The organism is Streptomyces sp. NBC_01166 (assembly GCF_045039765.1).
Taxonomy (GTDB): domain Bacteria; phylum Actinomycetota; class Actinomycetes; order Streptomycetales; family Streptomycetaceae; genus Streptomyces.
On record NZ_CP108613.1, the window covers coordinates 2400640 to 2415586 of the forward strand.

The 14947-nt window shown below is 71.2% G+C and carries 14 protein-coding genes; 6 read left to right on the forward strand and 8 right to left on the reverse strand.

The window, feature by feature from the left end; all coding sequences use genetic code 11:
* Positions 1-17: 17 nt before the first annotated feature.
* Entirely contained in the window at positions 18-374 is a 357-nt protein-coding gene (locus tag OG379_RS11070; protein ID WP_056784314.1) for an iron-sulfur cluster assembly accessory protein, read from the reverse strand.
* 221 nt (positions 375-595) lie between these two features.
* On the opposite strand from OG379_RS11070, the gene nadA reads away from it, so the two are divergent.
* The gene (nadA, locus tag OG379_RS11075; protein WP_405661641.1) at positions 596-1783 is read left to right on the forward strand and encodes a quinolinate synthase NadA; all 1188 of its coding nucleotides are present in this window, start codon (positions 596-598) and stop codon (positions 1781-1783) included.
* An 83-nt stretch (positions 1784-1866) separates the two neighbouring features.
* Here the strand turns inward: nadA and OG379_RS11080 are convergent, their stop codons facing one another.
* The 5 genes from OG379_RS11080 to OG379_RS11100 all read right to left on the reverse strand — a co-directional run bounded on the left by OG379_RS11080 (position 1867) and on the right by OG379_RS11100 (position 8358).
* On the reverse strand, positions 1867-5022 hold the full coding sequence (locus tag OG379_RS11080) for an efflux RND transporter permease subunit (protein ID WP_405661643.1): 3156 nt from the start codon (positions 5020-5022) through the stop codon (positions 1867-1869).
* A gap of 184 nt (positions 5023-5206) precedes the next feature.
* Positions 5207-5893 (reverse strand): response regulator transcription factor, encoded by a 687-nt coding sequence (locus tag OG379_RS11085; RefSeq protein ID WP_362933820.1) that lies wholly within the window; start codon positions 5891-5893, stop codon positions 5207-5209.
* A complete protein-coding gene (locus OG379_RS11090) occupies positions 5890-7155 on the reverse strand; it encodes a sensor histidine kinase (RefSeq protein ID WP_405661645.1) in 1266 nt (421 codons plus the stop codon). Before OG379_RS11090 ends, OG379_RS11085 begins: the two co-directional genes overlap by 4 nt.
* A 131-nt stretch (positions 7156-7286) precedes the next feature.
* Positions 7287-7565 (reverse strand): PspA-associated protein PspAA, encoded by a 279-nt coding sequence (locus OG379_RS11095; protein ID WP_104784897.1) that lies wholly within the window; start codon positions 7563-7565, stop codon positions 7287-7289.
* A 10-nt stretch (positions 7566-7575) separates the two neighbouring features.
* Positions 7576-8358: a PspA/IM30 family protein gene (locus OG379_RS11100; protein ID WP_262346702.1), complete on the reverse strand. Its 783-nt coding sequence runs from the start codon at positions 8356-8358 to the stop codon at positions 7576-7578.
* A 296-nt stretch (positions 8359-8654) separates the two neighbouring features.
* Here OG379_RS11100 and OG379_RS11105 point away from each other — a divergent pair, with 296 nt between their 5' ends.
* The 3 genes from OG379_RS11105 to OG379_RS11115 all read left to right on the forward strand — a co-directional run bounded on the left by OG379_RS11105 (position 8655) and on the right by OG379_RS11115 (position 11242).
* Positions 8655-9254 carry a DUF3043 domain-containing protein gene (locus OG379_RS11105; protein ID WP_393766287.1) on the forward strand — a complete coding sequence of 200 codons (600 nt, stop codon included), beginning with the start codon at positions 8655-8657 and terminating at the stop codon, positions 9252-9254.
* A 26-nt stretch (positions 9255-9280) separates the two neighbouring features.
* Positions 9281-10048 carry a class I SAM-dependent methyltransferase gene (locus OG379_RS11110; protein ID WP_393766286.1) on the forward strand — a complete coding sequence of 256 codons (768 nt, stop codon included), beginning with the start codon at positions 9281-9283 and terminating at the stop codon, positions 10046-10048.
* Between the two features lie 120 nt (positions 10049-10168).
* A complete protein-coding gene (locus OG379_RS11115; protein ID WP_405661648.1) occupies positions 10169-11242 on the forward strand; it encodes a S1C family serine protease in 1074 nt (357 codons plus the stop codon).
* 71 nt (positions 11243-11313) lie between these two features.
* Here the strand turns inward: OG379_RS11115 and OG379_RS11120 are convergent, their stop codons facing one another.
* Positions 11314-11517 carry a hypothetical protein gene (locus OG379_RS11120; RefSeq protein ID WP_099176312.1) on the reverse strand — a complete coding sequence of 68 codons (204 nt, stop codon included), beginning with the start codon at positions 11515-11517 and terminating at the stop codon, positions 11314-11316.
* Between the two features lie 86 nt (positions 11518-11603).
* Here OG379_RS11120 and OG379_RS11125 point away from each other — a divergent pair, with 86 nt between their 5' ends.
* Positions 11604-12806, forward strand: a complete 1203-nt coding sequence (locus tag OG379_RS11125; RefSeq protein ID WP_405661650.1) for a bifunctional adenosylcobinamide kinase/adenosylcobinamide-phosphate guanylyltransferase — start codon at positions 11604-11606, stop codon at positions 12804-12806.
* A gap of 114 nt (positions 12807-12920) precedes the next feature.
* Positions 12921-14087, forward strand: coding sequence for a nicotinate-nucleotide--dimethylbenzimidazole phosphoribosyltransferase (cobT, locus tag OG379_RS11130; RefSeq protein ID WP_405661652.1), 1167 nt, complete (start codon positions 12921-12923; stop codon positions 14085-14087).
* A gap of 34 nt (positions 14088-14121) precedes the next feature.
* On the opposite strand, the gene OG379_RS11135 is transcribed toward cobT, so the two are convergent.
* Complete coding sequence (locus OG379_RS11135) at positions 14122-14895, reverse strand: hypothetical protein (protein WP_393766282.1); 774 nt, start codon at positions 14893-14895, stop codon at positions 14122-14124.
* Between the last annotated feature and the right edge of the window lie 52 nt (positions 14896-14947).

Sequence of the window (14947 nt, forward strand, 5' to 3'; positions counted from 1 at the left end):
GTCGTACGACTCAGGGTTCAGCTGAAGGAGTCACCGCAGGCGCAGGAGCCCGTGGCGTTCGGGTTGTCGATCGTGAAGCCCTGCTTCTCGATGGTGTCCACGAAGTCGACGGAGGCGCCGCCCAGGTACGGGGCGCTCATCCGGTCCGTGACGACCTTGACGCCGCCGAAGTCCTTCACGACGTCGCCGTCGAGCGAGCGCTCGTCGAAGAAGAGCTGGTAGCGCAGGCCCGAGCAGCCGCCGGGCTGTACGGCGACGCGCAGCGCGAGGTCGTCACGGCCTTCCTGCTCCAGCAGGGTCCTGACCTTGTCTGCGGCGGCGTCGGACAGGAGGATGCCGTCGCTCACGGTGGTGGTCTCGTCCGATACGGACATCTGCTTCTCTCCCGGGGTTGTACGGACTGCTTGCCGACGGTCCAACCATCGGGGCCGCGGATTCATTCCGGGCCAGGCGCGTGTCTGTTCCCTTCATGCTCGCACACCGCGTGCGCGGGGGGATGCGTCACATCGACGCTATGGGCATCGTCAAGCTGACACAAAGCGGTTATGATAGATAGCGTCAATTAGACGAAAAGGCTTTTCGCAGAAAAGAAAGGGTGCGTGTCGTGACCACCGCCCAGCCCCTGGATGTCCAGCCGACGCCCCTCGCCCTTCTGCTGCTCGGCCGCGAGGCCGACCCGCGGAGCGAGCGGGGGGTCGAATGCCCCGGCGACCTGCCCTCCCCGTCCGACCCGGACCTGGTGGAGCGGGCTCGCGCCGCCAAGGAGAAGCTCGGGGACAAGGTCTTCGTGCTCGGGCACCACTACCAGCGCGACGAGGTCATCCAGTTCGCGGACGTCACCGGCGACTCCTTCAAGCTCGCCCGTGACGCGGCGGCACGGCCCGAGGCGGAGTACATCGTCTTCTGCGGCGTGCACTTCATGGCCGAGTCCGCGGACATCCTGACGGGCGACGACCAGAAGGTCGTCCTGCCGGACCTGGCCGCCGGCTGCTCGATGGCCGACATGGCCACCGCGGAGCAGGTCGCCGAGTGCTGGGACGTGCTGACGGAGGCGGGAGTCGCCGACCAGGTCGTGCCGGTCTCGTACATGAACTCCTCCGCCGACATCAAGGCCTTCACCGGTAAGCACGGCGGCACCATCTGCACCTCGTCGAACGCGAAGCGGGCACTGGAGTGGGCCTTCGACCAGGGCGACAAGGTGCTCTTCCTGCCGGACCAGCACCTGGGCCGGAACACGGCCGTGCGGGACATGGGGATGACCCTGGAGGACTGCGTCCTCTACAACCCGCACAAGCCGAACGGCGGCCTGACCGCCGAGCAGCTGCGTGACGCCAAGATGATCCTGTGGCGCGGGCACTGCTCGGTGCACGGGCGCTTCTCGGTGGAGTCCGTCGAGGACGTACGGGAGCGCATCCCGGGCGTCAACGTGCTGGTGCACCCGGAGTGCAAGCACGAGGTCGTGGCGGCCGCGGACTACGTGGGCTCGACGGAGTACATCATCAAGGCCCTGGAGGCGGCCCCGGCCGGCTCGAAGTGGGCCATCGGCACGGAGCTGAACCTGGTGCGCCGGCTGGCGAACCGTTTCGCCGACCAGGACAAGGAGATCGTCTTCCTCGACAAGACGGTGTGCTTCTGCTCGACGATGAACCGGATCGACCTGCCGCACCTGGTGTGGACCCTGGAGTCCCTGGCCGAGGGGAACCTGGTCAACCGGATCCAGGTCGACGCGGAGACGGAGAAGTTCGCGAAGCTGGCGCTGGAGCGGATGCTGGCGCTTCCGTAGCCCCGATGGCTCCCTCATCGCAGAGGAAGGCCCCCGACGCCCTTGTACGGCGTCGGGGGCCTTCCTCTGTCACCTGAGGGTGGTCAGGCCTTCGCGGGCTCCGGCTCCTCGGAGGTGGCTTCCTCCGGAGCGTCAGGGGCCGCCTCGCCGGACTTCGCCTCGCGCTTGGCCGCCTTCTTCTTCGCGCGGCGCTCCTTGCGGAGCTCGACCATCGCGTAGAGCGTCGGCACCAGGAGCAGGGTCAGCAGCGTGGAGGTGATCAGACCGCCGATCACCACGACCGCCAGCGGCTGCGAGATGAAGCCGCCCTCACCCGTGACGCCGAGCGCCATCGGGAGCAGGGCGAAGATCGTCGCCAGTGCCGTCATCAGGATCGGACGCAGACGGTGGCGACCGCCCTCGACGACTGCCTCGACGACGCCCATGCCCTGCGCCCTGTACTGGTTGATCAGGTCGATCAGCACGATCGCGTTGGTCACCACGATGCCGATCAGCATCAGCATCCCGATCATCGCCGCGATGCCCATCGGGGTGCCGGTGACGACGAGGAGGCCGATGGCGCCCGTCGCCGCGAACGGGATGGAGACCAGCAGGATCAGCGGCTGGATGAGCGACCGGAAGGTGGCCACCAGGAGCATGAACACGATAGCGATGGCCGCGAGCATGGCCAGCATCAGCTTCGTGGTGGCGTCGTCCTGTTCCTCGGTGACACCGCCGATGGTGGCGGTGGCGCCCTCCGGGAGGTCCAGGGCGTCGAGCTTCTTCTGGAGCTCTGTGCTGACCGCGCCGGTGTCGTCGGCGGTCGGCTTGGCGGTGATCGTCGCGGCACGCTGCCCGTCGATCCGGGTCGTCGTGACCGGTCCGGGGGCCAGCTTCACGTCGGCGATGTCGCCGAGCTTCACGGGACCGAGCGGCAGCGCCTTCAGCTCGGCCATCGTGGTGGCCGGCTTCGCCGACTTCACCAGGACGTCTCGCTCGGTGTCGTCCATGATCGCCGTGCCGGACGGGGTACCACGCACCGCGCCGGCGACCGCCGCACCGAGCGTCGTCTGGTTGAAGCCGGCGTCGGCCGCCTTGTCGTTGGCCTTGACCGAGATGCGCGGGACGCTCTGCGCCAGGTCGCTCTGGACATCCGTGACGTCCTTGAGCTCGGCGACCTCGCTGCGCACCGTTTCGGAGGCCTTCTTCAGGACGTCCGCGTCGGCCGCCTTGACGGTGACGCTGAGGTCCTGTGAACCGAAGCCGCCGTCGGCGACGATCGTCGTGTCACCGATGCCGTCGAGCTTGCCGAGTGCCTCGTCGATCCGCTTCTGGGCGGCGTCGAAGTCCGCCGGGTCTTTGAGGGTGATCTGGTAGGAGGCCTGATTGGCTCCCGTACCACCGCCGAAGGCCGCCATGAAGCCCGAGGAGCCCACGGTGACCTGGTAGTCCTTGACGCCCTTGTCGGCCGCGAGGACCTTCTCGACCTTCTGCGCGGCCTCGTCCGCCGCGGCGAGGCTGGTGCCGGGAGTCAGCTCCTGCTTGAGGGAGAGGACTTCCTGCTCTCCCTGCTCGAAGAGGGTCGTCTTCAGCAGGGGCGCCATGCCGAAGGTGCCGAACAGGACCACCAAGGCGATCACGATGCTGGTGGCACGCCGCCGGGTCGCGAAGCGCAGCACCGGGACGTAGATCCGCTGGAGCCGGCTGGCGGCTTCCTTCTCCTCGGCCTTGCGGCGCGCCTCGTCCGGGTTCGCGGCGGTGCCCTTGGGGGCCCGCAGGAACCAGTACGAGAGGACCGGGACCACGGTCAGTGAGACCAGCAGGGAGGCCAGCAGGGCCGCCGTGACGGTGAGGGAGAACGACCCGAAGAGCTGGCCGACCATGCCGCCGACCAGACCGATGGGCAGGAAGACCGCGACGGTGGTGAGCGTGGACGAGGTGACCGCGCCGGCCACCTCCTTGACCGCGGTGATGATCGCCGACTGGCGCTCCTCGCCGTAGCCGAGGTGCCGCTTGATGTTCTCCAGGACCACGATCGAGTCGTCGACGACGCGGCCGATCGCGATGGTCAGCGCGCCGAGGGTGAGCATGTTCAGCGACAGGTCGCGGGTCCAGAGCACGATCAGCGCGAGGACCACGGAGAGCGGGATGGAGACCGCGGTGACGAGCGTCGAACGGATCGAGGCGAGGAACACCAGGATCACGACGACCGCGAAGAGCAGGCCGAGCGCGCCTTCGGTGGTGAGACCGGAGATCGCCTTGGAGACGGCGGGCCCCTGGTCGGAGACTACGGTCAGCTCGGCGCCGGCGCCGAGGTCCTTGCGCAGGTCCGGGAGCTTGTCCCCGACGGCGTCCGAGATGGCGACGGCACTGCCGTCCTTGTCCATCGTCGCCATGACGGCGAGGCTCGGCTTGCCGTTCGTACGGGTGATGGAGACCGCGGTCGCGGGCTCCTGCTTCACCGTGGCGACGTCACCGACGCGGACCGGCTTTCCGGCCTTGCCCGCCGCCGGGTCCGCCGCGGAGACCTTCAGGTCCTCGATCTGCTGGAGCGAGGTGAAGGAACCGCCCACCTGGATGGTGCGGCTCTTGCCCGACTCGGAGAAGGAGCCGGCCGGGACGGTGGCTCCGCCGGCCTGGAGTGCCTGGGCCAGAGAGGCTGCGTTCATGCCCGCCGCGGCGAGCTTCCTGTCGTCGGGGACGACGGAGACCTGGAGCTCCTGGACACCGTCGATCGCGACCTGGCCGACGCCCTCGATGTCCTCGAGCGCCGGGACCACCGTGCGGTCCAGCTTGTCGGCGAGCGCCTGCTGGTCCTCGTCGGAGGTGACGGCGAGGACGACGGTCGGGATGTCGTCCGTCGAACCCGCGATGACCTGCGGGTCCACATCGTCGGGCAGCTGGATGCGGGCGCGGTTCACGGCCTGCTGGATGTCGGCGACGAGCTGCTTCGTGCCTTCGTCGCCGAAGTCGAAGCTCGCCATGATGACGGCGTTGCCCTCGCTGGCGGTCGAGGTGATGCCCTCGACTCCGTCGACGGCCTTGATGGCGTCCTCGAGGGGTTCGACGACCTGCTTCTCGACCACGTCGGGGGACGCACCCTGGTAAGGCGCCAGCACCGACACCATCGGGAGTTCGATGGTGGGCAGCAGCTGCTGCTTGAGCTGCGGGATCGCGATCGCTCCGAATACGAGCGCGACGATCGAGATCAGCCCGATCAGGGCCCGTTGCGCGAGGCTGAATCTGGACAGCCAGGACATGGGTGGGTCTCTCTTCTGTGGCGTACGCGGCAGGTGGAGGGCCGTTCGGCGCTCACTCCGGTGAGCACAGGGGACACAGCCCGCCCATCTATACGATCGCCGTCCCCGTGACCGAAATCGTCGGCCCCCGGGTTGCTTTCTTGTCCCGCGCATACCGCAGCTGGAGTAGCCGCTTCTCCACCCGTCACTCCACCCTGGGGCGGACCAGTCCCGATTCGTAGGCAATGACGACCAATTGCGCACGGTCCCGCGCGCCCAGTTTCGCCATGGCCCGGTTCACATGGGTCTTCACGGTGAGGGGGCTGACGACGAGCCGGTCGGCGATCTGGTCGTTGGAGTGACCGCCCGCGACCTGGACGAGCACCTCGCGCTCGCGACCGGTGAGCGCGGCGAGGCGCTCGGTGTACTCCGTGCCGTCCGGGTCCTCCGTGCCGCCGCCCTGGGCCAGGAAGCTGGCGATGAGGCCCTTGGTCGCGACCGGGGAGAGCAGGGCCTCCCCGGCCGCGGCGACACGGATGGCGTTGAGCAGCTCGTCCGGCTCGGCGCCCTTGCCCAGGAAGCCGGACGCGCCGGCGCGCAAGGACTGCACCACGTACTCGTCCACCTCGAAGGTGGTGAGCATGACGATCCGTACGCCCGCCAGGTCCGGGTCCGCGCTGATCATGCGGGTGGCGGCGAGTCCGTCGGTGCCCGGCATCCGGATGTCCATCAGCACGACGTCGGCCAGGGTCGAGCGGGCCAGTTCCACGGCCTCCGCCCCGTCGGCGGCCTCGCCGACGACCCGCATGTCGGGCTCGGAGTCGACCAGCACCCGGAAGGCGCTGCGCAGCAGCGCCTGGTCGTCGGCGAGCAGCACCTTGATGGGCGTCATGCACGTCCCCCCGTCGTCCCCGCCGTGTCCGGCCCTTCCGGAGCGCGTGTGCGGGACGTGACGGGCAGGATCGCATGGACCCTGAATCCGCCTCCGTAACGGGGCCCCGCCGTGAGGGTGCCGCCCAGGGCGGTGACGCGCTCACGCATGCCCAGCAGGCCGTGCCTGCCACCGTCGGACGGAGTGGGGCGCGGGTCCGCTCCCCTGCCGTCGTCGAGAACGGTGATCTCCGCGGTCCTCCCGACCCGTACGACGCTCACCTCGGCCTTCGCGTCGGCGCCCGCGTGTTTGCGTACGTTGGTCAGCGCCTCCTGGATGATCCGGTAGGCCGCGAGGTCGACCGCCGCGGGCAGCGGGCTGTCCGGGTCGGTGCAGGCGACCTCGACGGGGAGCCCGGCGTTGCGGAAGGTGTCGACCAGGGTGTCGAGGACGGCGAGCCCCGGGGCGGGTTCGGTGGGCGCCTCCGGTTCGCCGGACTGGCGCAGCAGCCCGACCGTGGTCCGCAGTTCGTTGAGGGCGGAGCGGCTGGCTTCCCGTACGTGGGCGAGCGCCTCCTTCGCCTGGTCGGGGCGCTTGTCCATGACGTGGGCCGCGACCCCGGCCTGGACGTTGACCAGGGCGATGTGGTGGGCGACGACGTCGTGGAGGTCCCGGGCGATCCGCAGCCGCTCCTCGGCGACCCTGCGGCCGGCCTCCTCCTCGCGGGTGCGTTCCGCGCGTTCGGCCCGTTCCCTGATCGCGTCGATGAACGCGCGCCTGCTGCGTACGGCGTCACCCGCGGCACCGGCGAGGCCGGTCCAGGCGAGGACGCCGAGGTTCTCCTGGCTGTACCAGGGCGTCGTGCCGACCACCATCGCGGCCACGGTCAGCACCCCCATGGTCAGCAGGCCGACCCGCCAGGTGGTGGGGCGGTCGGTACTGGCCGCGACGGAGAAGAGCGCGATGACGGCGCTCATCACGACGGGGGCGGGCGGATCCATGAAGACGAACTCGACGACGGACAGCAGCCCGGTCACCGCCAGCACCGCCATGGGCCTGCGGCGGCGCAGGACGAGTGCCCCGGCGGCGAGCACCATCAGCAGGACGCTCGACACCTCGGGCGTCCGCGCTCCGAAGACGGGCCCGTGGCCCGGGTCCGGCTCGGCGAACGACGCGCAGATCATGCAGAGGAGCACGGCCAGGGCGAGGCCGGCGTCGAAGGCGAGGGGGTGGCCTCTCAGCCAGCGGCGGGTGCGCACGAGCCCGGTTCCGAGGGTGGTCACGTCGAGCTACGGTACGGCGTGCCGCCGGCGGTGCGGTCCGGACGGTGTCACGGCAGTGTGCGCGCGGCACGATGCCCCGCACCGGTCCGGCCGGTACGGGGCATCGTGGGAGTGCGGAGCGGGCGGGCCGGTCAGCCGGGGATCAGCCCGTCGTCGCGGAGCATGGAGCGCACTTCTTCGAGGGTGGCGTCGGGTGACGGCAGGATCAGTTCGGACGGCTCCAGGGAGTCGTCGGGGAGCGGTGAGCCGAGCTCTCGCACCTTGTCCAGGAGCGCGTGGAGCGTGGTGCGGAAGCCTGGTCCGTCACCGCTCTCCATCTCCGCGAGGAGTATGTCGTCGAGCTTGTTCAGCTCGGCGACATGGCTGTCGGCCAGTACGACCTGGCCCTCCCCCATGATCCGTACGATCATGACGCCGCCCTCACTGCTTGTCGAACTTGTGCGGGGACTGCTGCGCCTGCGGTGCCGCGTCCTCGGCGCCGCCCTCGATGGCCTGCTGCTGCCCGGCGGAACCGCCGGCCAGCTCGGCCTTCATGCGCTGCAGCTCCAGTTCTACATCCGTACCACCGGAGATCCGGTCCAGCTCGGCGGCGATGTCGTCCTTCGCCGTGCCGGACGGGTCGTCGAGGGCCCCGGAGGCGAGCAGCTCGTCGATGGCCCCGGCGCGCGCCTGGAGCTGCTGGGTCTTGTCCTCGGCCCGCTGGATCGCCAGGCCGACGTCGCCCATCTCCTCGGAGATGCCGGAGAAGGCCTCACCGATCCGCGTCTGGGCCTGGGCCGCGGTGTAGGTGGCCTTGATGGTCTCCTTCTTCGTCCGGAAGGCGTCGACCTTGGCCTGCAGACGCTGGGCCGCGAGGGTGAGCTTCTCCTCCTCGCCCTGCAGCGTCTGGTGCTGCGTCTCCAGGTCCGTGACCTGCTGCTGGAGGGCGGCGCGCCTCGACAGCGCCTCGCGGGCCAGGTCCTCGCGGCCGAGCGCGAGCGCCTTGCGGCCCTGGTCCTCCAGCTTGGACGACTGTCCCTGCAGCTGGTTCAGCTGCAGCTCCAGCCGCTTGCGCGAGGTCGCCACATCGGCGACGCCGCGGCGTACCTTCTGAAGCAGTTCGAGCTGCTTCTGGTACGAGTAATCGAGGGTCTCGCGCGGATCCTCGGCCCGGTCAAGGGCCTTGTTTGCCTTCGCGCGGAAGATCATTCCCATACGCTTCATGACACCGCTCATGGGCTTCGCGCGCCCCCTTCTGACGGACTGAGCTCCAGCACTCCAACAGAACCCACAGTACGGGCCCTGTCTCCATTACCGCACTGTTCGAGCACGGATGTGCTCCTCCGCAAGGACGACTGCCGCCGGCAACCGCTCCCGCGCAGGGAGTAGAAGACCATCAGGGATGGCGTCGGCAACGTCCGTTCTGCCCCTGTCGGGACACTTTTCAGGACGCAGGCCGTTGCCGGATCGTTCCCGGCCGGTCCCCGGTAGTACCGGACGACCCCGTACCCTTGGGTTTTGTGTTCCGTAGCCGTTCCAAGGAAGAGAAGGCCCCCACCGGCAAGGTGACGGCGGACCTCTCCAAGCAGCCCCGCGACCCTCAGGCTCCCAAGGGTCGCCCCACCCCCAAGCGCAGCGCCGCCCAGACGCAGCGCCGACGTGCCTCCAGCGGTGCGCCGACCGACCGCAAGGAGGCCGCCAAGCGCCAGCGCGAAGCACGCCGGGCCGACATGGCCCGGCAGCGGGAGGCTCTCGCTTCGGGTGACGAGCGCTATCTGCCGGTGCGCGACAAGGGGCCCGTGCGGCGCTTCGTCCGTGACTTCGTGGACTCGCGCTTCTGCATCGCGGAGTATTTCCTCCCGCTCGCGGTGATCATCCTGATCCTCAGCGTGATCCAGGTCCAGAACATCCAGAACATCTCGCTGCTGCTCTGGCTCGGCGTGATCGTGCTGATCGTGGTCGACTCCATCGGCCTCGGCTTCCGCCTCAAGAAGCAGCTGGCCCAGCGCTTCCCGGACGCGCCGAAGCGCGGCGCGGTGGCCTACGGCCTGATGCGTACGCTCCAGATGCGCCGGCTGCGTCTGCCCAAGCCTCAGGTCAAGCGGGGAGAGCGGCCCTGAGCACGGAGACCTCCGGCTTCACGGGGGTGTCCTCCCAGTGGCTGGGCGGGCTCGGCGGGCTGCGCAACACGGTCCGCCAGGAGCTCGTCGCCAGGCAGCTCGACGAGCAGATAGCCGCGCGCTTCCCCGTGGGGCAGCGGCTGCGCGTGCTCGACGTCGGCATGGGCCAGGGCACGCAGGCCCTGCGCCTGGCCCGCGCCGGGCACTCCGTGACGGGCCTCGAGTCCGACGGCGAGATGCTGCGGTCGGCGCGGGAGTCCCTGGCGGGCGAGCCCGAGGGCATCAGGGAGCGGGTGCGGCTCATCGAGGGCGACGGCCGTGACACCGGGGTGCACTTCCTGCCCGGCAGCTTCGACGTGGTGCTCTGCCACGGCGTACTGATGTACGTCTCCGAGCCGGACCCGCTGCTGGCCGGCCTGGCCCGGGTGCTGGCTCCCGGCGGGCTGCTCTCCCTGCTCGTGCGGAACGCGGACGCGCTGGCGATGCGCCCGGGATCGGCCGGAGACTTCGGCGCGGCCCTCGCCGCGTTCGACACGGACACGTACACGAACAGGCTCGGCCTCGACGTCCGGGCCGACCGGCTCGAAGTCCTGCGGGCCACCCTCGCCGGGATCGCCGCCCCGCTGCACGCCTGGTACGGCGTGCGGGTCTTCACGGACAACGTGAGCAACGAGGCGGAACTCCCCGGCCCCGAGGAGCTGGCGCGGGTGTTCGCGGCCGAGGACCGCGCGGGGCGGACCGATCCGTACCGCCGGGTGGCGGCGCTGCTGCACCTGTGCGGCGTACGCGGCTGACGCCGCCGGGGAGCGCACCCCGGGCCGGCACGGCCTGAGCGGCTGAATCCGTCGCCGCCGTACGCCTGATCGGCCCACCAGCGCAGGCCGTGGACGGCGGGCCCTGGCGATACTCCGGGCATGGACGCAACCCCTTCCCGCAGACGGGTACGCCGCTCACTCATGCCCCTGGCCGCCGGTGCCTGCGTGATCGCCCTGGCGGTCGGCTGCGCCGGGCCGGGCCCCGCCCCGTCCGCCGCTCCGGCCCAGCAGGCGGTGGTGTCCCGGGCCACGGGCGATCTGGAGGATCAGTACCAGACCGTCATCAAGGACGTGCTGCCCTCCGTCGTGCAGGTCGGCGCCGGGGACGCGCTCGGCTCGGGCATCGTCTACGACGACAAGGGCCACATCGTCACGAACGCCCATGTCGTGGGCAGCGAGAAGACCTTCGACGTCAGCGTCGCCACCGGCGAGAAGGTGCTCAAGGCGTCCCTGGTCTCGTCCTACCCGGAGCAGGACCTGGCCGTCATCAAGCTGGACGCCGTCCCCGGGGGGCTGCGGGCCGCGGAGTTCGGGGACACGGACGAGGTCGAGGTGGGGCAGATCGTCCTGGCGATGGGCTCACCGCTCGGCCTCTCCAGCAGCGTCACCCAGGGCATCGTCTCGGCCGTGGGCCGGACGGTCAGCGAAGGCCGCTCGGGCGGCGGCACCGGGGCGACGCTCGCCGACATGGTGCAGACCTCGGCGGCCATCAACCCGGGCAACAGCGGCGGCGCCCTGGTGAACCTCGACAGCGAGATCATCGGCATCCCGACCCTCGCGGCGACGGACAGCGAACAGGGCGGCGGCGCGGCGCCCGGGATCGGGTTCGCCATCCCCGTCTCGATGGTGCGGACGGTCGCGGACCAGATCATCCGGTCGGGGAAGGTCACCGACTCGGGCCGGGCGGCTCTGGACATCATGGGCCGGACCGTCGTCGACGACGACTACCGGCCCGCCGGTGTCGCGATCGTCAGCGTCGAGGAGGACGGGGCGGCGGCCGACGCCGGGCTGCGCGTCGGGGACGTCATCACCCGGATCGGCGACACCCCCGTCACGACGATCACCTCGCTCTCGGAGGCCCTGGCGGGCGAGAAGCCGGGCCGGAAGGTCCGGGTGACGTACACGCGGGGGGACTCGAGGAAGACGGCCGAGGTCACCCTGGGCGAGATCTGAGGGCCGGCCGGGTGAGGGACGGGGAGACGAAGTCCCGCCCGGGCCCCGGGGCCCGGGCGGTCGCCGGGGCCTCAGTCGGCCTGGAGGCTCATCGGGCCGTAGATCTTCGTCGCGTCCTCGAAGAGCGTCACCTGGTCCGCGCCGCCTTCGAGGAGCTCCTTCCAGAACTCACCGATCCAGGACTCCGCGTCGCCCTGGGTCGTGAACTCCTCCGGCTGCAGCGCCGGCTCCGTCTCCGTACCGTCGGACTTCTCGAACCGCCACGTCCACGCCATGTCCGCCTCCTGGGTCACGTTGCTCCCCGAAGACTAGTGGGTGTCCCGGGCGCGCAGGTGGTTCATGGACACGGGAGGATCAGAGCGTGGAACTGACACTGCTCGGCACCGGAGCCCCCGACGGGCTGCCGCGGCCCGACTGCCCCTGCGCCGTCTGCGCGTCCTCCCGCGGCGCCGGGGCCCGCGCCGCGACCGCGCTGCTCGTGGACGACGCGCTGCTGCTGGACCTCACCCCGGGCGCCGTGTTCGCCGCCGCCCGCGCGGGACACTCGCTCGCCGGCGTGCGGCAGGTGCTGCTGACCCACCCCCATGACGGGCCCGCCGTGGAGCTGCCCGCCTCGCTCCCGCCCGCCGGGCGTGTCCCGGACGGCCAGGAGCTGACGCTGATCAGCGGGCACCGGATCCGGGCCCTGGCGATGGACGCCCCGGGCACCGGCTACGAGGTGACGGCACCGGAGGGCGAGCGCCTGCTCTATCTGCCGCCCGGGGCCTCCCCCGCCGGTCTGGCCGACCCGGTGGCGGAGCCGTACGACATGGTCGTGTGCGATGTGATCGCGCGGCCGGACGCCGTGGCCCGGCTGCGGGCCGTACAGGCCGTGGGGCCCACCACCGAGGTGATCGCCGTCCATCTCGACCACGACGCGCCGCCCGGCCCCGCGCTGGACCGCCGGCTCGCCGCGGGCGGGGCGCGGGCCGTACCGGACGGGACGACGCTGCCGGTGGGCGCCTACCACGCCGTGCCCGAGGTCCCCCGCCGCACTCTGGTCACGGGCGGGGCCCGGTCGGGGAAGTCGGTGGAGGCCGAACAGCGCCTGGAGACCTTCCCCGAGGTGGTGTACGTGGCGACGGGCGGTCGCCGCGAGGGGGACGCGGAGTGGGAGTCCCGGATCGGGCTCCACCGGGAGCGCAGGCCTGCCGCCTGGCGCACCGAGGAGACCTGCGAGCTGGCCGGTCTGCTGGAGGAGGACGGCCCGCCGCTGCTGATCGACTGTCTGGCTCTGTGGCTGACGGACGCCATGGACCGGGTCGGCGCGTGGGACGACGAACGGTGGGCGGGCGGCGGGGAGGAGAAGCTGCGCGGACGGGTCGCCGAGCTGGTCCGCGCGGTGCGCGGGACCCGTCGTACGGTCGTCGCCGTGACCAACGAGACCGGCTCGGGGGTCGTCCCGGCGACGGCCTCAGGGCGGCGCTTCCGGGACGAACTGGGCCGTCTGAACGCCGCGTTCGCGGCCGAGTGCGAGCAGGTATTGCTGGTGGTCGCGGGGCAGGCGCTGGTGCTGCGGGGCTGAGCCGTGGGCGGATGCGGGGCCGTGGGTGCGGGAAGGAGCGCCGGGTACTGTTCCGGGCAGGAGCCCCCCGGCGGGTTCCGGCCCACCTAGCGCCGACCCGCGAGGCAGACCCCCGTGAATCTGGACGATTTCTCCGACCTGATCGAACGCCCCGACGGGGGCGTGCGGCGTGATGCCGAGGAACGGCGGGAGCGGCTCGCCGTCCCCGCCGGTGCGCTCGGCCGCCTGGACGAGCTGGGTGAATGGCTGTCAGCTGCCCAGCAGTCGGTGCCCGTCAAGGCCGTCGAGCAGCCGCGCGTCGTGCTGTTCGCCGGTGATCACGGGGTGGCGGAGCTGGAGGTCTCCGGGCGGGCCGCGGGAACCGCGCACGAGCTCGTCCGGGCGGTGCTGGACGGTGCGAGCCCGGTCGCCGTACTGGCCCGGCGCTTCTCCGTCCCCGTACGGATCGTGGACGCCGGCCTGGACTGCGACCCGGAGCTGCTGCCCGAAGCCGTCGTACGCCACCGGGTGCGGCGCGGCAGCGGCCGGATCGACGTCGAGGACGCGCTGACGGCCGAGGAGGCCGAGCAGGCCGTACGCCTCGGGATGCGCGTCGCCGACGAGGAGGCCGACTCCGGCACGGACCTGGTGGTGCTGGGCGATCTGAGCGTCGGCGGTACGACGGCTGCCTCGACCCTGATCGCCGCCCTGTGCGGCACGGACGCCTCGGTGGTGACGGGGCGCGGCGGTGCGGGTATCGACGACCTGGCGTGGATGCGTAAGTGCGCCGCGATCCGGGACGCGCTGCGGCGGGCCAGGCCGGTCCTCGGTGACCAGCTGGAGCTCCTGGCGGCCGTGGGCGGCGCGGACCTGGCGGCCATGACGGGGTTCCTGCTGCAGAGCGCGGTGCGCCGCATGCCCGTGGTGCTGGACGGCGTGGTCTCGGCGGCCTGCGCGCTGGTGGCCCAGCGGGCGGCCTTCCGGGCGCCGGACTGGTGGCTGGCGGGGCAGCTCAGCGGGGAGCCTGCCCAGCTGAAGGCGCTGGACCGGATGGCGCTGACCCCGCTGCTCGACCACGGGGTGACGGTGGGCGAGGGAAGCGGGGCCCTGCTGGCGCTGCCGCTCGTCCAGGCCGCGGCGGCGCTGGCGGCGGAGCTGCCCGAGCGCGCTCCGGAGCCCGAGTCGGAGCCCGAGTCGGAGTCCGAGTCGGAGTCCGAGTCGGAGCTCCCGTCGGAGTCCGCACCGGAGGAGAAGGAAGCGGAGACCGAGGAGCCGTCGAAGGCCGCGGACACGACCGCCTGAGACGACGCCCCCTCGGAGGGCCGGTGGCGTGGCCTCAGGTACCGCCGCCGGGGCCGGGTCCCGGCAGCGAGGTCCTGTCCGGCGCTCCTCCGATCAGGTCCTGGAAGCGGCGCCGGGGCCCCGCCCAGCGGACATCGTGGTGATACGCCCTCAGCACCGCCTTGGCGCGGGCCCGGTGGCGCCGGCGGTAGAAGCGCTTCGCCCACAGCGAGGCGGGCCGGGCCAGGCGGAGCGCTCCGATCAGCGCGATGAACGGGATGAGGGTGCCGAGCACCGCCATCCGGGCCTTGCCCTTGAACAGGGTGATCAGGACGAAGCCGAAGTTGAGGACGTAGGTCAGGACGACACCCAGCCTGTTCTGCTGCTGCTCACCGCTCAGTTCGTCCACACCGAGCGGTGAGAAGCCGGCGAGCACGAGCAGGACGAGCGAGGCGGTGAGGACGACCACCTCCACGCTCTGGCGGCCCTCCTCGGTCCAGTACACGTCGTCGAGGTGCAGGATCAGGGCGAACTCGTCGAGGACCAGGCCCGCTCCCATCCCGAAGACCACCGCGAGGATCCCGGCGGTGACACCCCACTGGCCGCTCGCGACCGCTCCGAAGCCACCGATCACCGTGAGCACGACGCCCGGCACCACGTGGTGGACGTGCACACCGCCGGGCGTGATGTTGCGGAACGGGCCCTTCCCGGCCCTGATCATCCGGGTGACCATCCGGGTGATCGCGAATGTCAGCACGAACGCGCTCAGGGCGAGCAGCAGCGGGAGCTTGCCGGGCTCGACGATGTTCTGCTGGAACCAGTGACCCATGCCACCTCCGTCCGGACAGCCGCATGTGCGGCTTATGTGCCACTCTGCCCAA

What these genes read in the sequence shown, in the direction of transcription:
- OG379_RS11120 (WP_099176312.1), bottom strand. Translation starts at nt 11,517, where the DNA reads ATGGCGTGGACGTGGCGGTTCGAGAAGTCCGACGGTACGGAGACGGAG.
- OG379_RS11070 (WP_056784314.1), bottom strand. Translation starts at nt 374, where the DNA reads ATGTCCGTATCGGACGAGACCACCACCGTGAGCGACGGCATCCTCCTG.
- OG379_RS11085 (WP_362933820.1), bottom strand. Translation starts at nt 5,893, where the DNA reads ATGACGCCCATCAAGGTGCTGCTCGCCGACGACCAGGCGCTGCTGCGC.
- OG379_RS11080 (WP_405661643.1), bottom strand. Translation starts at nt 5,022, where the DNA reads ATGTCCTGGCTGTCCAGATTCAGCCTCGCGCAACGGGCCCTGATCGGG.
- OG379_RS11115 (WP_405661648.1), top strand. Translation starts at nt 10,169, where the DNA reads ATGGACGCAACCCCTTCCCGCAGACGGGTACGCCGCTCACTCATGCCC.
- OG379_RS11135 (WP_393766282.1), bottom strand. Translation starts at nt 14,895, where the DNA reads ATGGGTCACTGGTTCCAGCAGAACATCGTCGAGCCCGGCAAGCTCCCG.
- OG379_RS11095 (WP_104784897.1), bottom strand. Translation starts at nt 7,565, where the DNA reads ATGATCGTACGGATCATGGGGGAGGGCCAGGTCGTACTGGCCGACAGC.
- OG379_RS11100 (WP_262346702.1), bottom strand. Translation starts at nt 8,358, where the DNA reads ATGAAGCGTATGGGAATGATCTTCCGCGCGAAGGCAAACAAGGCCCTT.